General features: G+C 70.3%; 19 protein-coding genes. 8 read left to right on the top strand and 11 right to left on the bottom strand.

Annotation, left to right across the window (positions count from 1 at the left end):
* Positions 1-92 precede the first annotated feature (92 nt).
* Complete coding sequence (murJ, locus tag ABD056_RS10085; RefSeq protein ID WP_343866433.1) at positions 93-1,688, top strand: murein biosynthesis integral membrane protein MurJ; 1,596 nt, start codon at positions 93-95, stop codon at positions 1,686-1,688.
* Between the two features lie 70 nt (positions 1,689-1,758).
* On the opposite strand, the gene ABD056_RS10090 is transcribed toward murJ, so the two are convergent.
* Entirely contained in the window at positions 1,759-1,953 is a 195-nt protein-coding gene (locus ABD056_RS10090) for a YgaP family membrane protein (RefSeq protein WP_343866434.1), read from the bottom strand.
* A gap of 184 nt (positions 1,954-2,137) precedes the next feature.
* Here ABD056_RS10090 and ABD056_RS10095 point away from each other — a divergent pair, with 184 nt between their 5' ends.
* Positions 2,138-3,676: a sensor histidine kinase gene (locus ABD056_RS10095; RefSeq protein WP_343866435.1), complete on the top strand. Its 1,539-nt coding sequence runs from the start codon at positions 2,138-2,140 to the stop codon at positions 3,674-3,676.
* On the opposite strand, the gene ABD056_RS10100 is transcribed toward ABD056_RS10095, so the two are convergent.
* The 8 genes from ABD056_RS10100 to lptG all read right to left on the bottom strand — a co-directional run bounded on the left by ABD056_RS10100 (position 3,661) and on the right by lptG (position 12,182).
* Positions 3,661-4,332, bottom strand: coding sequence for a Crp/Fnr family transcriptional regulator (locus ABD056_RS10100; RefSeq protein ID WP_343866436.1), 672 nt, complete (start codon positions 4,330-4,332; stop codon positions 3,661-3,663). The genes ABD056_RS10095 and ABD056_RS10100 overlap by 16 nt on opposite strands.
* 67 nt (positions 4,333-4,399) lie before the next feature.
* Complete coding sequence (locus tag ABD056_RS10105) at positions 4,400-4,864, bottom strand: hypothetical protein (RefSeq protein WP_343866437.1); 465 nt, start codon at positions 4,862-4,864, stop codon at positions 4,400-4,402.
* A gap of 91 nt (positions 4,865-4,955) precedes the next feature.
* The gene (amrB, locus tag ABD056_RS10110; protein WP_343866438.1) at positions 4,956-6,383 is read right to left on the bottom strand and encodes an AmmeMemoRadiSam system protein B; all 1,428 of its coding nucleotides are present in this window, start codon (positions 6,381-6,383) and stop codon (positions 4,956-4,958) included.
* 173 nt (positions 6,384-6,556) lie between these two features.
* Positions 6,557-6,988, bottom strand: coding sequence for a MaoC family dehydratase (locus tag ABD056_RS10115; RefSeq protein ID WP_343866439.1), 432 nt, complete (start codon positions 6,986-6,988; stop codon positions 6,557-6,559).
* Positions 6,989-7,450: 462 nt separating this feature from the next.
* A complete protein-coding gene (locus ABD056_RS10120; RefSeq protein WP_343866440.1) occupies positions 7,451-8,872 on the bottom strand; it encodes an amidase in 1,422 nt (473 codons plus the stop codon).
* A gap of 4 nt (positions 8,873-8,876) precedes the next feature.
* On the bottom strand, positions 8,877-9,560 hold the full coding sequence (locus tag ABD056_RS10125; protein ID WP_343866441.1) for a phosphatase PAP2 family protein: 684 nt from the start codon (positions 9,558-9,560) through the stop codon (positions 8,877-8,879).
* Positions 9,557-11,065, bottom strand: a complete 1,509-nt coding sequence (locus ABD056_RS10130) for an ArnT family glycosyltransferase (protein WP_343866442.1) — start codon at positions 11,063-11,065, stop codon at positions 9,557-9,559. Before ABD056_RS10130 ends, ABD056_RS10125 begins: the two co-directional genes overlap by 4 nt.
* A 7-nt stretch (positions 11,066-11,072) precedes the next feature.
* Positions 11,073-12,182 carry an LPS export ABC transporter permease LptG gene (gene lptG, locus ABD056_RS10135; protein ID WP_343866443.1) on the bottom strand — a complete coding sequence of 370 codons (1,110 nt, stop codon included), beginning with the start codon at positions 12,180-12,182 and terminating at the stop codon, positions 11,073-11,075.
* Between the two features lie 128 nt (positions 12,183-12,310).
* Here lptG and ABD056_RS10140 point away from each other — a divergent pair, with 128 nt between their 5' ends.
* The 6 genes from ABD056_RS10140 (at position 12,311) to ABD056_RS10165 (ending at position 18,165) form a co-directional block, all read left to right on the top strand.
* On the top strand, positions 12,311-12,886 hold the full coding sequence (locus tag ABD056_RS10140; RefSeq protein ID WP_343866444.1) for a cob(I)yrinic acid a,c-diamide adenosyltransferase: 576 nt from the start codon (positions 12,311-12,313) through the stop codon (positions 12,884-12,886).
* A gap of 165 nt (positions 12,887-13,051) precedes the next feature.
* Positions 13,052-13,801 carry an electron transfer flavoprotein subunit beta/FixA family protein gene (locus tag ABD056_RS10145; RefSeq protein WP_343866445.1) on the top strand — a complete coding sequence of 250 codons (750 nt, stop codon included), beginning with the start codon at positions 13,052-13,054 and terminating at the stop codon, positions 13,799-13,801.
* Positions 13,801-14,754 (top strand): electron transfer flavoprotein subunit alpha/FixB family protein, encoded by a 954-nt coding sequence (locus tag ABD056_RS10150; protein ID WP_343866446.1) that lies wholly within the window; start codon positions 13,801-13,803, stop codon positions 14,752-14,754. The genes ABD056_RS10145 and ABD056_RS10150 overlap by 1 nt, the downstream gene beginning before the upstream one ends.
* Before the next feature lie 74 nt (positions 14,755-14,828).
* Positions 14,829-15,698, top strand: coding sequence for a 3-hydroxybutyryl-CoA dehydrogenase (locus tag ABD056_RS10155; RefSeq protein WP_343866447.1), 870 nt, complete (start codon positions 14,829-14,831; stop codon positions 15,696-15,698).
* 131 nt (positions 15,699-15,829) lie between these two features.
* Positions 15,830-17,491, top strand: a complete 1,662-nt coding sequence (locus ABD056_RS10160) for an ArnT family glycosyltransferase (protein ID WP_343866448.1) — start codon at positions 15,830-15,832, stop codon at positions 17,489-17,491.
* Positions 17,488-18,165 (top strand): phosphatase PAP2 family protein, encoded by a 678-nt coding sequence (locus tag ABD056_RS10165; protein ID WP_343866449.1) that lies wholly within the window; start codon positions 17,488-17,490, stop codon positions 18,163-18,165. Before ABD056_RS10160 ends, ABD056_RS10165 begins: the two co-directional genes overlap by 4 nt.
* 29 nt (positions 18,166-18,194) lie before the next feature.
* Here the strand turns inward: ABD056_RS10165 and ABD056_RS10170 are convergent, their stop codons facing one another.
* Positions 18,195-19,385: an E22 family MetX-like putative esterase gene (locus tag ABD056_RS10170; RefSeq protein ID WP_343866450.1), complete on the bottom strand. Its 1,191-nt coding sequence runs from the start codon at positions 19,383-19,385 to the stop codon at positions 18,195-18,197.
* Between the two features lie 108 nt (positions 19,386-19,493).
* Complete coding sequence (locus ABD056_RS10175; protein ID WP_343866451.1) at positions 19,494-19,838, bottom strand: tRNA-binding protein; 345 nt, start codon at positions 19,836-19,838, stop codon at positions 19,494-19,496.
* Positions 19,839-19,903 lie beyond the last annotated feature (65 nt).

Below are 19,903 nucleotides of genomic sequence, written 5' to 3' on the forward strand. Positions count from 1 at the left end.
GACGGGTAGGAGGGTGCAGAGGATGCTGCCGCCGCTTTTTTGCCCCGATGCAATGCGCTAAACAGGGGAACCTTGCGCAACCGGGTGCCTCCATGTCGCTGTTCCGCGCCGTCGCCACCGTCGGCAGCTTCACCCTTCTCAGCCGCCTCACCGGCTTTGCCCGCGACATCCTGATCGCCGGCTACCTGGGTGCCGGCAGCGTCGCCGACGCCTTCTTCGTCGCCTTCAAGTTCCCCAACCTGTTCCGCCGGCTGTTCGCGGAAGGGGCGGTGGCGGCGGCCTTCGTGCCGCTCTATTCGACGACGCTGGAGCAGGAAGGCGAGGCCGAGGCCCATTCCTTCGCCCGCCGCGCCTTCACCGTGCTCGGGCTGGTGCTGGCGGTGTTCGTCGGGCTGATGGAGGTGGCCATGCCCATCGCCATCTACGCCTTCGCGCCTGGCTTCGAGGCGGTGCCCGGCAAGCTGGAACTGGCGGAGGAACTGACCCGCATCACCTTCCCCTACCTGCTGCTGATCTCGCTGTGCTCGCTGCTGTCGGGGGTGCTGAACTCGCTCGGCCGCTTTGCCGCCGCCGCGGCGGCGCCGGTGCTGCTGAACCTCGGCATGATCGCCGGCCTGCTCGGCCTGCAACATGTGACCGAAACGCCCGGCCATGCGCTCGCCATCGCCGTCACCGCCACCGGCGTGGTGCAGCTGGCGTGGCTATGGGTCGCCTGCCGGCGGGCGGGGGTGCGGATCTTCTTCGTGCGGCCCACCATCACCCCCCGCATCAAGCTGCTGGCGAAGCGCATCCTGCCCGTCGCCTTCGGCGCCGGCCTCTACCAGATCAGCCTGCTGGTCGATACCATCCTCGCCTCGCTGGTGAGCGACGGTGCCGTCTCCTACCTCTATTACGCCGACCGGGTGACGCAGCTGCCGCTGGGGGTGGTGGGGGTGGCCATGGGCACGGCGCTGCTGCCGCTGCTGTCGCGGCAGATCGCCGCCGGCAACCTGGAAGCCGCCCACTACAACCAGAACCGCGGCATCGAGGTGTCGCTGCTGCTGACCCTGCCGGCCATGACCGGCCTCATCGTCATTGCCACGCCCATCGTCATCGCCCTGTTCCAGCGCGGCGCCTTCGGCACGGCGGAAGCGGAGGCGACCGCCGGGGCGCTGGCCGCCTTCGCCCTCGGGCTGCCGGCCTATGTGCTGGTGAAGGTACTGACGCCCGGCTTCTTCGCCCGCCACGACACCCGCACGCCGGTCTGGTGCGCCGGCATCGCCATGGTGGTGAACGTGGTGCTGAACCTGATCCTGATGCAGACCATGGGCCACGTCGGCATCGCGCTGGCGACCGGCATCGCGGCGTGGGTCAATGCGGTCGGGCTGGCGGTGGTGCTGCAGCGGCGCGGCCACCTGGCGCTGGATGCCCGCGCCCGCAGCCGCCTGCCGCGCATCGTGGTGGCGAGCGCCATCATGGCGGTGGCGCTGTACGCCGCTCAGACCTGGGCGCTGCCGGCCCTGCCGACCGACGGCGGCCTGATCGGCGAGCTGAGCGCCGTCGGCATCCTGGTGGCGCTGGTGGCGGTGGGCGCCGGCAGCTATGCCGCCGCCGCCTTCGCCCTGCGGGCGACCACGGTCAGCGACTTCAAGTCCATGCTGCGGCCGCGCCGCGCCGCCGCCGCCACCCAGGCGCCGCCGGCGCCCTGATCCCCCGCCCGCCGCCGGTGCCGGCAGGGTCGGCCTCGGCGGCGGGGAGCGGAGCGACGGGCCGGGGGCCTCAGGCCTGGCGGGCCTTGCAGGTCTTGATGCCGAACGGCAGGTAGGCCGGGCACCAGCCGATGACGCCGGTGAGCAGCGGCACCACGCCGATGTAGCCCCACCAGCCGATCTGACCGGCCAGCGCCAGGCCGATCAGCGCCAGGCCGACCACGATGCGCAGGATGCGGTCGATACCGCCGACGTTCTGAGACATGAAACCCTCTCCGTGCTTCCAGTGAGCGTGAGGATGCCAGTGAAGCAGGTGCGGCGGGCGGCGGTCTGTAACCTAGTCACACAGCCCACTGCGCGAGAAGCGGTGCACGGATACCCTTTGTAGCTGTGCGGGCTCGGGAATGAGGGTATAGTCGTCGGGTGCCTGTCCCGCACCGAGCCGTGCCATGAGCTTTCCCACCGCCGCCGATGCCGACCTGCTGTCGCTGGCCTTCGCCACCACGCCGGGGGCCATCACCGTCTCCCGCGTGAGGGACGGGGTTTATATCGCCGTCAACCATGGCTTCTGCGAACTGTCGGGCTATACGCAGGCGGAAGTGCTCGGCCGGTCGTCGCTGGAGCTGGACATCTGGTACGACGGCGACGAACGCCGCCGCTTCGTCGACCGCCTGCTGCGCGACGGCGTGCAGCGCAACGCCCTGTGCCGGTTCCGCCGCAAGTCGGGGGAGGTGTTCTACGGCCACATGTCGGCCCGCCTGTTCGACCGCGACGGCGAACCGCACATCTTCGCCGTCACCCAGGACATCGCCGAGATCATGCGGGCGCAGGAACAGGCGGAAATCAGCGAGGCACGGCTGCGGGCGCTGGTGGCCCACCTGCCCCACGGGGTGCGGGAACTGGACCTGTCGGGCACCATCCTGCTGGAGAACCCGGCCCACGCCCGCCTGTTCGGCTACCGCCCCGGCGAACTGGTGGGCACCTGCGCGCTCGACCTGCTGGCCGACCAGGAGTTCGCCTCCCGCCTTGTCGAGCGCGTGCTGACCCAGGAGCCGGACAGCACCGGCAGCTCCGCCGGCAGCTACACCGCCGACATGGTGCGCAAGGACGGCAGCCTGATCCATGTGCGGGTGGACTGGAACCTGCTGCGGTCTCCCGACGGTCCGCCGACCATCATCTCGGTGCTCACCGACCTGACCGCCTCGGTGCGGGCGGAGGCGGAGCGGCGCCGGTATGTGGAGGAACTCACCCGCTCCAACGGCGAGCTGGAGCGCTATGCCTACATCGCCGCCCACGACCTGCGCGAGCCCATCCGCACCGTCACCAGCTACGCCCAGCTGATGCGCCGGCGGCTGGAGAAGGACGGGGTGCTGACCGGGGAGACGGCGGAACTGTTCGACTATCTGGAAAGCGGCGCCCGCCGCATGTCCGACGTGGTGGACGACCTGCTCGCCTATTCCCGCCTGCAGACGGAGGCGGTGCCCTTCGCCAGCGTCGATCTCGGGGTGGTGGTGGAGTCGGTGCAGGCGAGCCTCGCCCGCACCATCGCCGAGACGGGGGCGGAGGTGCAGGCCTCGCCGCTGCCGGTGGTGATGGCCGACGAACCGCAGATGCTGCAGCTGTTCCAGAACCTGCTGACCAACGCCCTCCGCTACCAGCCCCACACCCCCGGCCACGTGCCGGTGGTGAAGGTGACGGCGGCGCGCCAGGGCAACGGCTGGTCCATCGCCATTGCCGACAACGGCATCGGCATCGACCCGCAGTTCTTCGACCGCATCTTCAAGCTGTTCCAGCGCCTGCACGGGCAGCGGGATTACCCCGGCACCGGCGTCGGCCTCGCCATCTGCCGCCGCATTGCCGAGCGCCATGGCGGCACCCTGACCGTCGAGTCGCAGCCCGGCGCCGGCAGCACCTTCCGCCTGTGGCTGCCCGACGAGCCGCCGGTGCTGGTGGGCGAGGAACCGCCGCCGCCTCAGCCGCCGAGCTGAGCCAGGGCGGTGGCGTCGCGCATCTCGATGCGGCCGCGCGCCAGGGCGACCCAGCCGCGGCGCTCGAATTCCTTCAGCTGGCGGCTGATCACCTCGCGCGCCGTGCCCAGTTCCGTCGCAAGGGCCTGGTGGGTCGCCTCCACTACGCCGCCGCCGCCGCGCCCGGCATGGGCCAGCAGCAGCTGCGCCAGCCGCACGTCGATGCGGCCGAAGGCGACTTCCTCGATCAGCATGAGCAGGTCGGCGATGCGGGTGGCATAGACGGCGAAGACGAAGCGGCGGAAGGCGGGGCTCGCGTCCACCAGCTGCTCGAAGGCGGCGGCCGACAGCATGGCGGCCCGCACCGCCGTTTCCGCCACCCCCTGGGCGCCGTATTCGGCGCGGGTGAGCAGGCAGGCGGTGGTCAGCACGCAGGTCTGGCCGCGCTCCACCCGGTAGAGGACGATCTCGCGTCCGCCCTCCGACACCTTCTGCACCCGCACCGAGCCGTCGAGCACCAGCACATAGGCCTGACAGGCGCCGCCTTCGGAGAACAGCACCGTGCCCGGCGGCACCTCGGCCAGCCGCACCGACTGGTCGAGCAGGCGGCGCCCGTCGCCGGTGACGGCGGCGAGGTCGGGGAAGGCGTCCAGCAGGGCGTCGAGATCGCGGCTCATGGCCGGCAGTGTGCCGTCAGCGGCGGCGGCGGGAAAGGAGAAAGCGGCGCCGCCGTCCGCCGTCCCCTCAGCCCCGCGCCTTGCGCGCTTCGGCGATGGCCGCTTCCACCGCGTCGAAGGGCAGCATGACGGAGCCGTGGCGGCTTTTCAGGTCGCGGACGAGGCGCAGGTATTCCAGATCCTGCCAGTCGCCGCCGGGCAGCGGGCCGTCGTCCTTCAGCATGGCGCGCATGGCCGCCGCCACCGCCGTCAGTTCCGCCGCCGGGCGGCCGGCAAGGTGCTTGGCCAGGATGGCGGTGGCCGCCTCGCCCAGGGCGCAGGCGCGCACGGCATAGCCGAAGCCGGTGATGGTCTCGGCCTCGTCCATGGCGATGTCCACCGTGATGCGGCTGCCGCACAGGCGGCTGGTGCGCTCCACCGTGGCATCGGGCGCGGCAAGGCGCCGGTCCTCGCGCACCGCCTTGGAATAGTCCTTCAGCTTCTCGCTGAACAGGTCGATGAGGACGGTGCTGGTCTCGCTGTCGGAACTCATCCTGGTCCGGTCCCTGAACTCTGCAAGGGGGGCCTTGCGGCGGCCAGTCTACACCAGCCACCCCCGACATAGGGAGTACGCGATGCCGCCGTCAGCCCTTGACCGATTTGGCGGCGAAGCGCTCCAGGGTGATGGCGTCGGACCAGTGGCCCGGCGGCAGCCCGGCCTTGCGTTTCAGCGCGCGGACGAACTCGCGCGGGTCAGGCAGGGTTTCCCACACCGCCGGCAGGAACAGGCCGCGGGCGCCATGCTCGCCGAGGATGAGCCCGTCGACGCCGGGGCGCAGGCGGGCGACCAGATCGTCCTCGTCGCGCACCGGGAAGGGCTGCGGCGGCGTCAGCACCGACAGCGCCACCGCCACCGCCGGCCACTCCCGCGCCGAGACCGGCGGGAAGCGCGGGTCGTGGAAGGCGCTGCGCCAGGCGTTTTCCGCCACGTCCTGGGCCAGCGGCCGCCACGCCTGGGGGCTGCCGATGCAGCCGCGCAGGGCGCCGTCGACGGTCAGGGTGACGAAGCAGGCGCCGTTGTGGCGCAGCGGCTCGGCCACCGTCGCCGGGTCGACCGCCAGCGGCTCGCCGCGGGTGAGGCCGTTCTCGATGGAGTGACGGGCGAGGGCGATGAGGTCGGCGCCGTGCCGCGCCAGCATGGCTTCGATGGCGGTTTCCGGGTCGGGCGATGCCTCCGCCGCCGCCGCTGCCGCCGATCCGTCGGCCTGCGGCTCCACCAGCGCCCAGGCGCCGTAGCCCACCACCCGGTCGCGCGGTCCGGCGGTGTCGCCCGACGAGCGCACGTCCAGCGTCTCGATGGACAGGCCGCGCGCCCGGGCGGCCAGCAGCAGCCCGCCCATGGGGGTGCGGCCGCAGGCGCGGTCGTAGGACAGGGCGGCGGCATCCAGGGTTTCGATGGCGGTGCGGGTGTCGGCGTCGAAGCGGCGGCCGGTGTCGTAGTCGAGGTAATGCGAGAGGTCGGTCGACACCACGATCAGCGTCTCCGGCCCGCCCCACAGGCGGTCGAGCAGCGCCGCCACCTCCTCCGGCCGCGCCTCGCCGACGCAGACCGGCACCAGCGCCACGTCGCCCAGCACGGCGCGCAGGAACGGCAGGTGGACCTCCAGGCTGTGTTCCTCGGCATGGGCCTGATCGGAATAGCCGCAGCCCGGCACGCTCTCCACCACTCCGGCGATGGCGGCGCGGTCCAGCCGCAGGGGGCCGAGGGGGGTGGCGAAGGCATCCACCGTCGGCAACGCCATGCCCCGGAAGGCGACGCGATGGGCGGGGCCGAGCAGCACCACCCGCGTCACCCGTCCGGCCAGCGGCGCCAGCCGGGCGTAGGCGCGGGCCGCCACCGGGCCGGAATAGACGTAGCCGGCATGGGGCGCGATGATCGCCTTGGGCGGAGGGGCCGAGGCCGGGGTGTGGCGCCGCGCTTCCGCCAGCAGGTCGTCGAGGGTACGCGACAGCTGGCCGGCGTCGCCCGGATAGAAGGCGCCGGCCACCGCAGCGGGACGCAGGTGCGTCATGGATCGTCTCCCACAGGAGGACTGATCCCAGTATAACGCCGCAGGGGCCCCGACGGCACCGGCCGCGCTACAGCCAGCCGAGCTTGCGGAACGCCCACAGGATGAGGCCGAGCACCGCCGCCATCACCAGCACCACGATATGGCGCTGCTAACGCGGGCCCCTGCATGCGCCCTCAGCCGCGACTCGGCACCATCAGGGTGGCTTCGCCATCGATGACGGTCTTGCCGCCGACGGTGCAGACGGTGCGGAAGGTGCAGAACTTCTTGTCGTCGAGCTTGCCCGTGCATTCGACGGTGGCGGTGACGGTATCGCCGATGCGCACCGGCGCCTTGAACTTCAGGCTCTGGCCGACGTAGATGCAGCCCGGCCCCGGCAGCTTGGTGCCGAACACGGTGGAGATCAGCGCCGCCGACAGCATGCCGTGGGCGATGCGGCCCTTGAACATGGTGGTCTCGGCATACTCCTGGTTCAGGTGAACCGGGTTGGTGTCGCCGGAAACGCCGGCGAACATCAGGATGTCCGCCTCGGTGATGGTCTTGCCGAAGGAGGCCTTGTGGCCGACTTCGATGTCTTCGTAATAGTTGAGGATCACGTCGTCGGACATTCTATGGCCTCCTCCCGATGGGGTTTTGCTGCGCCGCATCGTACCTGCCCCCCGGCGCACCGGCAAGCACCGCCGGCGCCCGCGACGGACGAGCGATGCGGTTTTCACGGAGCCGTCGCGGATGGGGAGTGAAGGGCGTGGCGGCCTCTTGCGCCGGAGCGGTGGGGTGCTAATATCGGAGTGGCAGGGGCGCGGGAACGCCCCTGCCTGTACCATCCTTAGGTTTCGAAGCTGATCCGGACGCGTAGTAGCAGGCGCGTCCGGGTCTTTTCGAACTCGATGGTAATGGATGGTCTGGGAATCCAGCGCATCGCATTTTCTCCGAACAGACGGCGGGGCCTCCGCCACGGCCGGAGGGGCCCGTCTCCTCCGGTCGGTCCGCCTGCACGGTCCTGCTGCTTTCACCGACTGCATCGCCATGCGACACGGATTCGCGTCCGGAGGCAATGGCTTTATTTCTCGTTATGCGAGAATGTCCGGGGCGCGCGGCACCGCCGTTGCCAGCCCCGTCAGCCCCTCGAACAGCGCCGCGTGTGACAGCAGGGCCGCCTCGCCGCGGGGGCGGCCGACCATCTGCAGGCCGACCGGCAGGCCGCTCGCCGTCATGGCGGCCGGGACGCTGAGGGCGGGGCAGCCGGTGAGGGTGATGGCGAAGGTCAGCGCCAGCCAGTCGACGTAGGTGGCGAAGCGCTCGCCCTCCACCTCCTCCACCCAGCGCTGCTCCACCGGGAAGGGCGCCACCGGCGCCACCGGCGTCACCAGCAGGTCGAAGGTCTCGAACAGCCGCGCCATCTTCGCCACCAGGGCCGCCCGCTGACGTTCGGCGCGGCCGATGTCGGCGGCGGTGAGGGCGAGGCCCTTCTCGATGTTCCACACCACCTCGGGCTTCAGGGCCTCGCGGCGGTGCTCCAGCAGCGGTCCCATGGCGGTGGCGAAGCTGGCGGCGCGCAGGGTCTGGAACGACTCGCGGGCGGCGGAAAGGTCGAGGCTCACCTCCTCCACCACGCAGCCGGCATCCTCGAACCGTCGCACGGCGGCGGCCGACAGGGCGGCGATCTCCACCGCCACCGGCCCGACGCCCAGGTCCGGCGACCACGCCACCCGGCGCGGCGGCTGCGGCCGTTCGGCGGCGGCGAGGAAGGGGGCGGCCGGGGCCTCCAGCGCCAGCGGATCGCGGGCATCGGGGCCGGCGAAGGCATCCAGCATCAGCGCCACGTCGGCGACGGTGCGCCCCATGGGCCCTTCCACCCACAGGCTGCCGAAGGGCTCCCGCGCTGGGCCGCGCGCCACCCGGCCGGGGCTCGGGCGCAGGCCGACGACGCCGCAGAACGACGCCGGCAGCCGCAGCGAGCCGCCGAGGTCGGAGCCGGTCGCCAGCCACGCCATGCCGGTGGCCAGCGCCGCCGCCGAGCCGCCGGACGAGCCGCCGCAGGTGCGGGCGGTGTCCCACGGGTTGACGGTGCGGCCGAAGACGTCGTTGAAGGTATTGCCGCCGGCGCCCCATTCGGGCGTGTTGCTCTTGCCGAGCACCAGGCCGCCGCGCGACTCCAGCCGCTCCACCAGCGCGTCGCTGGCCTTGGGCACCGCCTCGGCGAACAGGGGCGAGCCGTAGGTGGTGCGCACGCCGGCGACGTCGGTGAGGTCCTTCACCACCAGCGGCAGGCCGGCCAGCCAGCCGGGGCTGCCGCTGTCGCCCTGGCCGGCGAGCAGGCGGTGGGCGTGGTCGCGGGCGCGGTCGGCGCACAGGGTGGGCAGCGCGTTGACCGCCGGGTTGACGACGGCGATGCGCGCCAGCGCGGCGTCGATGAGATCCAGCGGCGAGACGGCGCCGGCGCGCAGCAGGCGCACGGCCTCGACGGCCGTCAGGCGGATGAGGTCGTCCATGGGCTCAGCGGCCTCCCAGGATCAGGCGATGCAGCCCCCAGGTGACCGACACGACGATGACCGCCGACCACAGGGTGTCGGACAGAAAATGGCCGCCCTGGATGATGCGCACCAGCGCCACCACCGAGCCCACGGCCAGGGCCGCCGCGATGGCGGTGCCGCGATGGCGGCGCGGCACCAGGAAGGCGAAGGCCACCAGCCAGAACCCCAGCGCCCCGTGGCCGGAGGTGAAGGAGCAGTTGCCGTCGCACTGGTCGGTCACCAGCCAGGGCGAGGTATAGACCGCCTCGCCGCCGAACTCCTGGATCTGGCTCGGCCGGGCGCGGCCCCAGTTTTCCTTCAGGATGGTGTTGACGATCAGCCCCGGCCCGATGGCCAGCGAACTGGCGAGGAACAGCGTCACCCGCCCGTCGATGCCGAGGAACCGCTGGCGCAGCACCACCCCGGCCAGCCACAGCAGCACCACGAACAGCAGCAGCCCGAACAGCACCACCGGCAGGCCCTTGCGGATGAACTCAGCAAACCAGCCGCGGGCATGGACGAAGCCGAGGCCCGGCTCGTAGAACAGGCCGCTCACCCACAGATCGGCCTGGGGAAACAGCAGGAAGAAGGCCAGCAGGCCCAGCAGCCAGGCGCAGGGCCGGGCGCGGAAGGAGGCGCCGGCGGCTTCGATGAAGCGTGCGATCAAGACCCGTATCCCTCAAATCCGTCCAGCCGCCAGACGTGCAGCGTCAGCGACGCTTCCGCCGACAGGCTGACCCGCAGCACCGCCACCTGGCGGGCATCGGCGAAGCGGGTCACCACATGGTCGGGAGCGTCCAGGCGGGTGACGTAGAGGAAGGGGCCGGCATCGCCGGCTTCAAGCGCCATCTCCAGCTCGTAATGGTTTTCGATGATGCCGTCGGGGTTCCACATGCGGGCGTCGAAGGGGTGCGGCCGCACGTAGTAGACCAGCGTCGCCATGGTCTTGCGGTCATCGAACAGCAGCCGGGCGTCGGGCTGGCCGGCGCTCAGGGCGGCGATGTTTTCGCCCATGGCATCCCAGCCGCGCACCCGCTTCAGCGGGTCGAGCTTGCCGCCCGGCTCGATGCCGACCAGCGGCGCCGCCAGGCTGAAGTTGTGCAGCACGAAGATCACCGCCAGATGCAGCACGATGGCGGCCTTGAACAGCCGCATCCGCTGCCGCGTCAGCAGCCACGCCGTCACCAGCAGCGAGCCGCCGACATAGGCGGTGGCGGCCCAGTTGGCGTTGGCGCGGCTGAGCAGGCTTTCGAAGGTCATCACCGCCAGTACCGGCAGGGTGAAGGCGAGCAGCAGGCGGAAGCGCTCGTCGGTCACCGTGGCGCGCCAGCGGGCGATCACGATCCACAGCAGCACGGCGAAGAAGATGGGGCCGAAGACGCCGAACTGGCTGCCGACGAATTCCGCCAGCTCGCCGGGCTGGAACAGGTCGCCGCCCAGGTTGGCGTTGGCCTTGGTGTGGGCGTAGGAAACAAAGTCGTTGGACCAGTTCCACCACAGGTTGGGGGCATAGCACAGCGCCGCCACCGCCAGCGCCGCCCACGGTCCGAAGGTGCGCGCCTGCGGCCGCAGCGACGGCACCCAGGCGAGCGCCAGCACCAGCGAGATGACGAAGAACAGCATGGCGTACTTGGCCAGCAGGCCGAGGCCGACGAACAGGCCGAGCGCCAGCCACCACGCCAGCCCGCCGCCGTCGCGCACCCGCACCAGGGCGAGCAGCGCCAGGGCCCAGAACATCAGCAGGAAGGGGTCGGTGGTGATCACCAGGGCGGAGAATGACACCCCCGGCATGAGGGCGTAGGCGAGCGCGCTCCAGAACCCGATGCGGGCGTCAAACAGCCGCCGGCCGACATGGTAGATGGCCAGCGCGGCGCCGAAATGGGCAAGGGCGGAGCCGGCCTTGACGCAGACCTCGCCCTCGCCGCAGACGGCGGTGGTGGCGGCGATGGACCACGCCACCATGGGCGGCTTGGAGAAATAGCCGAAGGCCGGCTGTTGCGCCCACAGCCAGTACTGCGCCTCGTCGAAACTGAGGTCGATGCCCAGCGCGGCGACGGACAGCACCCGCCACACGGTCAGGGCGCCGAGCAGCAGGGTGATCGCCAGCGGGCCGAACAGGCCGTCGCCGGAGGGGGCGGCGGCCGGGCCGGAGGAAAGGGGGGAAGGGGCCATGGACCGCTCAGCCGTCCTCAAGGTGGAACAGGAAGGCGGTGCCGAGCAGGGCCGTCACCACGCCGGGGCTCCAGGCCGCCAGGGCCAGGGGCAGGGTGTCGGACAGGCCGAGGGCATAGGTCACCTTGCTGTAGAAGTAGAGGCCGAAGCCGGCCAGCACGCCGCCCAGCACCCGGAACATCAGCTTGCCGGACCGCTGGTTGGGATTGATGGTGAACACCGCCGCCACCAGCACCATGGACGCCAGCAGCAGCGGCGACGCCAGCAGCGAATGCCAGTAGATGGTGTGGCGATGGGCCGAGAAGCCGGCCGATTCGAAGAACTCGATGAACCCCGGCAGGTCCCAGAACGGCACGCTTTCCGGCTGGGCGTACTTTTCCTGGATGCGGCCGATGGTCAGGGTGGTGGGCAGTTCCAGCGCCTGATGGAAGGCGCTCGGCAGGCCGGGCACCATCACCCAGGCGTCGCGCAGCTTCAGCACGCCGTCGCCGAGGGTGGCGCGCTGGGCCTCGATGCGGCGGATGAACTCGTTCTCGTTCTTCATCTCGAAGATGGAGATGCCGCCCATCTTGAGGGTGAAGTCCTCCTGCCGCACCGATCCGGCCCGCAGCACCGCGGTGCGCTCGCCGGGGCCGCTTTCACGCAGCCACATGCCGCCGCCGGAGAAGTTCAGGCTGCCGGCATCGTCGACCAGCCGGAACTCCTCCTCCATCGCCTGGAAACGGGCGTAGAGCTTGGCGCCGACCGGGTTGACGACGGTGATCTCCACCACCCCGAGCAGCGCCGTCACCAGCACCACCGGCGCCAGGAACTGCCAGGCGGAGACCCCGGCCGAGCGCATGATCACCAGCTCCGACGACCGCGACAGGCGCCAGAACGTCACCATGCAGGCGATCAGCACCACGAAGGGCAGGGTGGTGTGGATCATGTTGGGCAGCTTGAGCAGCGCCATGATGGCCAGCTCGGTCGCCGGCGTGCCGGTGCCGGCGGCGCGGCGCAGCAGTTCGATCAGGTCGAACAGCACGATCAGACCGGCGATGACCAGCAATGTCCCGACGAACGCCGCCAGAAAATGGCGCGTCACATAGCGCGACAGGGTCGGATAGATCCGGAACACGAAACCGATTGTCCTTTGCATGGGCGCGCGAGGCGGCGCATTCTAGCGCCCCGGCGTGCGGCGGGAAACCTCCTCGGCACACCGCCGCACCGCCGTGCCCGCGACCGCAGTATGGGGAGCAAAGACCGATGGTTCAACTGACGCGCATCTACACCCGCGGCGGCGATACCGGCCGGACGTCGCTCGGCAACGGGACGCGCGTGCCCAAACATGCCCTGCGGGTGGAAGCCTACGGCACGGTCGACGAGACCAACGCCGTGCTCGGCATCGCCCGCCTGCACACCGCCGGCAGTGCGGAGGATGCCATGCTCATGCGCATCCAGAACGACCTGTTCGACCTCGGCGCCGACCTCTGCGTCCCGCCCGCCGAGGGGGAGGAGGCGTCGGAGATGCCGGCGCTGCGCATCGTCGCCGATCAGGTGGAGCGGCTGGAGCGGGAAATCGACTCCATGAACGCCGACCTGACGCCGCTGAAATCCTTCGTCCTGCCCGGCGGCGCGCCGGCGGCGGCGCAGCTGCACCTCGCGCGGACCGTGTGCCGTCGGGCGGAACGCTGCATCACCGCCCTGGCGGAGACGGAGGCGGTGAACCCCGAGGCCATCCGCTACATCAACCGGCTGTCGGATCATCTTTTCGTTCTGGCGCGGTATGTTAACGCCCAGGGGCCGGGGGATGTGCTGTGGGTGCCGGGGGGCAATCGTTGATGGCAAGAAACTTGTTTGCCAGCTGGCCAGATTGACAGGAAATTCCCGACACTTTATTTTGCGCCGCAAACAAAGGTTGCGCGTACAGCGCGACGACGGTGTGGATGAAATCCGCCCGTCGGGGGAGTTAGACCGGAACGCAACCGCTGAGATGACAGGAAATCCATGAAGGTTCTCGTCGCCGTCAAGCGGGTCGTCGACTACAACGTCAAGATCCGCGTCAAAGCCGACAAGTCCGGCGTTGAAACGTCCAACGTCAAGATGTCCATGAACCCCTTCGACGAAATCGCCGTCGAAGAGGCCGTCCGCCTGAAGGAGGCCGGCAAGGCCACCGACGTGGTGGCGGTCAGCCTGGGTGTCGCCCAGAGCCAGGAGACCATCCGCACGGCCCTCGCCATGGGTGCCGACCGCGGCGTGCTGGTCCAGACCGATGAGGAACTGCAGCCGCTGGCCGTCGCCAAGCTGCTGAAGGCCATCATCGACAAGGAACAGCCGGACCTGGTGATCCTCGGCAAGCAGGCCATCGACGACGACAGCAACCAGACCGGCCAGATGCTGGCCGCTCTGCTCGGCTGGCCGCAGGGCACCTTCGCCTCCAAGGTGGAGCTGACCGACGGCGGCCTGCAGGTCGTGCGCGAAGTCGACGGCGGCCTGGAGACGGTGGCGCTCAAGCTGCCGGCCCTGGTCACTGCCGACCTGCGCCTGAACCAGCCGCGCTATGCGTCGCTGCCGAACATCATGAAGGCCAAGAAGAAGCCCATCGAGACCCTGTCGCCCGCCGATCTGGGCGTCGATGTCGCGCCGCGCCTCGTCACCCTGAAGGTCGAGGAACCCGCCGCCCGCAAGGCCGGCATCAAGGTGCCCGACGTCGCCACCCTGGTCGACAAGCTCAAGAACGAAGCGAAGGTGATCTGATGAGCATCCTGGTCATCGCCGAAAACGCCGAAGGCCGTCTGCGCGGCGGCGTCTACAACACCATCACCGCGGCCAGGCAGCTGTCGGAGAAGGGCGCCGGCGACATCCACCTGCTGGTGGCCGGCAAGGACATCGGCGCCGTCGCCGAGGCGGCCGCCAAGATCGCCGGCGTCGCCAAGGTGCTGAAGGTCGACAACGACCTTTACGCCCACCCGCTGGCCGAGCCGATGGCGGCGCTGGTGGTGTCGCTGGCCGGCAGCTACAGCCACATCCTCGCCCCCGCCGACACCTTCGGCAAGAACGTGCTGCCGCGGGTGGCCGCGCTGCTCGACGTCGCCCAGATCTCCGAGATCTCGGCCGTCGAGTCGCAGGACACCTTCGTCCGCCCGATCTACGCCGGCAACGCCATGGCGACCGTCCAGTCCAAGGACGCCGTCAAGGTCGCCACGGTGCGCGGCACCAGCTTCGACGCCGCTCCGGCCGAGGGTGGCTCCGCCGCCATCGAGGATGCCGCCGCGGCGCAGGACCCGGGCCTCTCCAGCTTCGTCAGCCAGGAGCTGTCGAAGTCCGAGCGCCCCGAACTGGCCAGCGCCCGCATCGTCGTCTCCGGCGGTCGCGGCATGGGCTCGGGCGAGAACTTCAAGCATATCGAACTGGTCGCCGACAAGCTGGGCGCCGCCGTCGGTGCCTCGCGCGCTGCCGTCGACGCCGGCTTCGTGCCCAACGACTACCAGGTCGGTCAGACCGGCAAGGTGGTCGCCCCGGATCTGTACATCGCCGTCGGCATCTCCGGCGCGATCCAGCATCTGGCGGGCATGAAGGACTCCAAGGTGATCGTCGCAATCAACAAGGACGAGGAAGCGCCCATCTTCCAGGTCGCCGACTACGGCCTGGTCGCCGACCTGTTCCAGGCTCTGCCGGAGCTGGAGCAGGAACTCGACAAGGTCAAATAAGCAAGTAAGCAAGAGAGAGCGTAGGGGCTTCTCTGGGTCGTCACGCATCAGCCAGCCAAAGGAAGGCCAGTTACATGATCAAGAAGATCGGCGTGATCGGCGCCGGCCAGATGGGCAATGGCATCGCCCATGTCTGCGCCCTGTCCGGCTATGACGTCCAGCTTGTGGACATCAACCCGGCCCAGTTGGACAAAGCCCTTACGGTTATCGGCAAGAACCTTGACCGTCAGGTCAAGAAGGGCGCGGTGGACGAGGCGGGCAAGGCTGCGACCCTTGCCCGCATCTCCACCGGCACCGAATTCTCCTTCGGCACCTGCGACGTGGTGATCGAAGCGGCGACGGAAGACGAGTCGGTGAAGAAGCAGATCTTCGCCAAGGTCTGCCCGAGCCTGAAGCCGGAAGCCATCCTCTGCACCAACACCTCGTCCATCTCGGTCACGCGCCTTGGCGCCTCCACCGACCGGCCGGGCAAGTTCATGGGCATGCACTTCATGAACCCGGTGCCGGTGATGCAGCTGGTGGAGCTGATCCGCGGCATCGCCACGGACGAAAGCACCTTCTCCGCCATCCGTACCTTCACCGAGACCCTCGGCAAGCAGCCGGTGAATGCCGAGGACTTCCCGGCCTTCATCGTCAACCGCATCCTGCTGCCGATGATCAACGAGGCGGTCTACACCCTGTATGAAGGCGTCGGTTCGGTGGATTCCATCGACACCGCCATGCGCCTGGGTGCCAACCACCCCATGGGTCCGCTGGAACTGGCCGACTTCATCGGTCTGGACGTCTGCCTTGCCGTCATGCACGTGCTGCACGACGGTCTGGCCGACACCAAGTACCGTCCCTGCCCGCTGCTGGTGAAGTACGTCGAGGCCGGCTGGCTCGGCCGCAAGACCGGCAAGGGCTTCTACGACTATTCCGGCGACAAGCCGATCCCGACGCGCTGACGCAAACGTCATCGCCGCGGGCTGGCGAGCCGGCCCCGGGATGTGATACATGCGGCCCTCGGAGACATCTCCGGGGGCCGTTGTCGTAGGGCCCGAGGCCGAGACAGACCGAGCAGCAGGAGCACCGCACCGTGCAGACCATCCTCCAGGGCTGGCGCCCCTACGCCATCCTGACGCTCCTCTGTGCGCTGCTGTACCTGCCGGGGCTGGCGGCGGTGCCGCCGCTCGACCGCGACGAGAGCCGCTTCGTCCAGGCCTCGCGGCAGATGATGGTCACCGACGACTACGTCACCATCTGGTTCCAGGACGAACCCCGCCACAAGAAGCCGGTCGGCATCCACTGGCTGCAGTCGGCCAGCGTCGAGGCCTTCAGCGATCCCCACAGCACGGCGGTGTGGCCCTACCGGCTGGTGTCGGTGCTGGGGGCGGTGCTGGCGGTGATCGGCACCTTCTATTTCGGCGCCGCGCTGTTCGACCGCCGGGTCGCCTTCGCCGCCGCCGGCATCCTGGGCGCCAGCCTGATCCTGGTGACGGAGGCCCATCAGGCCAAGACCGACGCCATGCTGCTGGCTTGCGCGGTGGCGGCGCAGGGGGTGTTCGCCCGGCTGTACCTGCAATCGCGCGGCGGCGGCGTGGCGGTGCCGGGCTGGAACGTGGTGCTGTTCTGGCTCGCCATCGGCTGGGCGGTGATGGTCAAGGGGCCGGTGGTGCCGGTGGTGGTGTTGCTGACCATGCTGGCCCTGGCGGTGGCCGACCGCTCCGTCTCGTGGCTGCACGGGCTGCGGCCGGTGATGGGCATGCCGCTGGCGCTGGCCGTCTTCCTGCCCTGGTATCTGGCGGTGGGCGAGGCCACCGACGGCGGCTTCCTGGCCGAGGCGGTGGGCAAGGACCTGCTGCCCAAGCTGCTGGCCGGGCAGGAAAGCCACGGCGCCCCGCCGGGCTATTACCTGCTGCTGGCGACGGTGACATTCTGGCCCGGCAGCCTGTTCCTGTGGCCGAGCCTGTGGCGCAGTTGGCGTCAGCGCACCCAGCCGGCGCTGCGCTTCCTGCTGGCGTGGCTGGTGCCGGCGTGGCTCATGTTCGAGCTGGTGCCGACCAAGCTGCCGCACTACACCCTGCCGACCTATCCGGCCCTGGCGCTGATGGTGGCGGCGGCGCTGTTCGCCGTGCGCGACGGCACCTGGGACATGCTCGCCCGCCGCGGCGCCCGCGCGTGGTATGCGGTGTGGGCGGTGGTCGGCGTGGCGCTGGCGGTGGCGGCGGTGGTGCTGCCGGTCCACTACGGCGATGGCTTCAACGCCCTGTCGCTGCCGGTGGCGGCGGCGGCCCTGGCGGCGGCGGCGGTGCCGCTGTGGCTGGCGTGGCGGCGGCGGTTCCTCAATGCCATGGCGGCCGGCGTGGCGGCGGCGGCGCTCACCTACGGCGGTGTCTTCGCCTTCGTGCTGCCGAGCCTGACCGATCTGGCGGTGAGCCCGCGCCTGGCCGCCGCCTATGAGGCGGCGTCGGCGCCGGGGCGGCCGTTCCCGCTGGTCTCCACCGGCTACAGCGAACCCAGCCTGGTGTTCCTGGCCGGCACCGAGACCCGGCTTGCATCGCCGGAAGAGGCCGCCACCTATGTGGCGGACAACCCCGGCGCCCTGGCCGCCGTCGAAAGCCGGCAGCAGCAGCGCTTCCTGGAGGTGCTGGCGGAGCGGCCGGAGGTGGCGGTGACGCCGGTGGACCGGGTTCAGGGCTTCAACTATTCGCGCGGCCGCGAGGTCGACATCATCCTCTATCGTTCGGGACCATCGTGACCGTCGATTCCGTTCTGGCGCTGGCGCGGCGCCACCCCCGCTGGAGCAGCTTCGCCGCCGTGCTGCTGGTGGCGCTGGCCAGCATCCTGCTGCTCGACCGGCCGCTGGCGGAATACATCCACGCCGGCCAGTCGCCCAACCGCTATGGCTTCTGGCGCACCGTCAGCAAGGTCGGGCAGGCCGAGTACTGGTACGGCCTCGCCCTCATCGGCCTTCTGGTGGCCTTCGTGCGCTCCAAGCTGGCCTGGACGCTGGAGGGCATCGCCGAATGCCGGCGCCAGGCCCGCGCCTGGTGGTTCATGATCGTCGCCATGCTGCTGAGCGGTGCGGCCGTCCATGCGGTGAAGTTCGCCCTCGGCCGGGTGCGCCCGAAGGAGCTGTTCGACACGCCGGAGCCGCTGTACGGCTTCTTCCCGCTGTCGGGCGAGCAGTCCTTCCCCTCCGGCCACTCGCAGGCCATCTGGTCGGCGATGATCGCGCTGACGGCGCTGTTCCCGCGCCATCGCTGGTGGTTCGTCGCCATTGCCGTGATGGTGGCCTACAGCCGCGTCGCCACCTTCCAGCACTTCCTGGCCGACATCCTGGTGGGCAGCGCCATCGGCGTGCTGATCACCCTGGCGGTGCGCGACCGCTTCGCCCGCAAGGCCTCCCTGCGCATCGGCAAGGAGGCCTGAGGCGGGCGGCACGCCGGCCGGGGGCGGCTCTACCGTTCCAGGAAGGCGCGGATCCGGTCACCGGCCTGGGCGATGGTCAGCACCCCGTCCAGGTGGCCGCGGGTGCCGGCCAGTTCGACGATCTGCACCGGCGTGCCGTCGGCGGCGATGAGGGCGGCGGTCTTGCGCACGCCTTCAGGGAAGAACACCAGGTCTTCCGGCTGGTGGATGATCAGCGTTGGCGCTTCGATGCGCGCCAGCCCTTCGGCCAGGGTGGGGCCGCCGCCCGTGACGAAGGTCTGGTTGGCGCGCACCAGGTACAGCAGGTGGTTGGCATCGGCCACCGCCGCCCGCGCCGCCGCCACCTGATCCAGCACCGCCTCGATCTTGTACTTCGCGGTGATGTCGGCGGCGGGGTCGCGGCCTTCCTCCGCCAGGGCGCGGCCGAAGGTCTCGTCGGCCCATTCCCAGTGGTTGGCCTGCAGGGTGACCAGCTTCAGCGCCTCCGCCAGTCCCTTGGTCGGCGGCTCGCCGTCGTAGTAGGCGCCGTCGTTCCAGTTGCCGTCGGCGCGGATGGGCGACGCCCAGGTGTTGAGGATGCCGATGAGGTAGGCGTCGGCCTCGCCCGAGCCGATGACCGGAATCAGCCGCGCCACCCGGTCGGGATAGGTCGCCGCCCACTCGTAGGCCTGCAGCGAGCCCATGGAGGCGCCCATGACGGCGTGCAGGCGGGTGATGCCCAGGCTGTCCAGCAGCGCCTTCTGCACCTCAACGAAATCGCGGATGGTGACCACCGGGAAGTCCATCCCCCACGGCTTGCCGGTGGCCGGGTTGACGGTCGCCGGGCCGGTGGTGGTGACGTTGGGATCGTGGGCGTTGAGGTTCACCAGCGTGTCCGACGCGATGACGTAGTAGCGGTCGGTGTCCAGCGGCTTGCCGGGGCCGATGATGCTGTCCCAGTAGCCGGGGGCGGCGTCGCTGTCGGCGTACTTGCCGGCGGCGTGGCTGGTGCCGGAGAAGAAGTGGGTGATGAGGATGGCGTTGTCGCGGGCCTCGTTGAGGGTGCCGTAGGCTTCCCAGCCCACCCGCACCGGCGCGATGGTGGCGCCGTTCTGGGTGGTGAAGCTGTCCATCTCGAACACCTGCTTCTCCACCAGCTGGTCGTAGGCGGCGGCGGGGGCAGGGGCGCTCAGCCAGACCGCCGCCACGGCGGCGGCGGCCAGGGTGTACAGACGCTGCATGGATGTCCTCCCGGTTGTGTTGCTGTCATCACAACCGGGGCGGCGGAGTCGGGTCAAATGCGCATAGGTGGGGCCGCTGCTCCGCCGGACCGCCGGGCGCTGTCGCCGTCAGTGCAGGCGCTGGCCGTCGGGCACCGGCTGGTCGGGGCGGATCAGCACGATGGCGCCGTCGGCATCGGCGAAGCCGAGCACCAGGCATTCGCTCATGAAGCGGCCGATCTGCTTGGCGGGGAAGTTCACCACCGCCGCCACCTGCCGCCCGACCAGGGTTTCGGGGGTGTAGTGGACGGTGACCTGGGCGGAGGTGCGACGCTCCCCGATCTCCGGGCCGAAGTCGATCCACATCTTGATCGCCGGCTTGCGGGCCTCCGGGTAGGGCTCGGCCCGGATGACGGTGCCGACGCGGATGTCGACCTTGAGGAAATCGTCAAAGCTGATGGGATCGCTGCTCATGGGGCCCCTCGGCACGGACTGCGGAGGCGGCCAGGGTAGCGGCGCCGCGCCGCCGCCGGAAGGGC

Origin of the sequence: Caenispirillum bisanense (genome assembly GCF_039523075.1) — a bacterium.
GTDB lineage: Bacteria > Pseudomonadota > Alphaproteobacteria > Rhodospirillales > Rhodospirillaceae > Caenispirillum > Caenispirillum bisanense.

What these genes read in the sequence shown, in the direction of transcription:
- murJ (WP_343866433.1), top strand. Translation starts at nt 93, where the DNA reads ATGTCGCTGTTCCGCGCCGTCGCCACCGTCGGCAGCTTCACCCTTCTC.
- ABD056_RS10090 (WP_343866434.1), bottom strand. Translation starts at nt 1,953, where the DNA reads ATGTCTCAGAACGTCGGCGGTATCGACCGCATCCTGCGCATCGTGGTC.
- ABD056_RS10095 (WP_343866435.1), top strand. Translation starts at nt 2,138, where the DNA reads ATGAGCTTTCCCACCGCCGCCGATGCCGACCTGCTGTCGCTGGCCTTC.
- ABD056_RS10100 (WP_343866436.1), bottom strand. Translation starts at nt 4,332, where the DNA reads ATGAGCCGCGATCTCGACGCCCTGCTGGACGCCTTCCCCGACCTCGCC.
- ABD056_RS10105 (WP_343866437.1), bottom strand. Translation starts at nt 4,864, where the DNA reads ATGAGTTCCGACAGCGAGACCAGCACCGTCCTCATCGACCTGTTCAGC.
- amrB (WP_343866438.1), bottom strand. Translation starts at nt 6,383, where the DNA reads ATGACGCACCTGCGTCCCGCTGCGGTGGCCGGCGCCTTCTATCCGGGC.
- ABD056_RS10115 (WP_343866439.1), bottom strand. Translation starts at nt 6,988, where the DNA reads ATGTCCGACGACGTGATCCTCAACTATTACGAAGACATCGAAGTCGGC.
- ABD056_RS10120 (WP_343866440.1), bottom strand. Translation starts at nt 8,872, where the DNA reads ATGGACGACCTCATCCGCCTGACGGCCGTCGAGGCCGTGCGCCTGCTG.
- ABD056_RS10130 (WP_343866442.1), bottom strand. Translation starts at nt 11,065, where the DNA reads ATGGCCCCTTCCCCCCTTTCCTCCGGCCCGGCCGCCGCCCCCTCCGGC.
- ABD056_RS10140 (WP_343866444.1), top strand. Translation starts at nt 12,311, where the DNA reads ATGGTTCAACTGACGCGCATCTACACCCGCGGCGGCGATACCGGCCGG.
- ABD056_RS10145 (WP_343866445.1), top strand. Translation starts at nt 13,052, where the DNA reads ATGAAGGTTCTCGTCGCCGTCAAGCGGGTCGTCGACTACAACGTCAAG.
- ABD056_RS10150 (WP_343866446.1), top strand. Translation starts at nt 13,801, where the DNA reads ATGAGCATCCTGGTCATCGCCGAAAACGCCGAAGGCCGTCTGCGCGGC.
- ABD056_RS10155 (WP_343866447.1), top strand. Translation starts at nt 14,829, where the DNA reads ATGATCAAGAAGATCGGCGTGATCGGCGCCGGCCAGATGGGCAATGGC.
- ABD056_RS10170 (WP_343866450.1), bottom strand. Translation starts at nt 19,385, where the DNA reads ATGCAGCGTCTGTACACCCTGGCCGCCGCCGCCGTGGCGGCGGTCTGG.
- ABD056_RS10175 (WP_343866451.1), bottom strand. Translation starts at nt 19,838, where the DNA reads ATGAGCAGCGATCCCATCAGCTTTGACGATTTCCTCAAGGTCGACATC.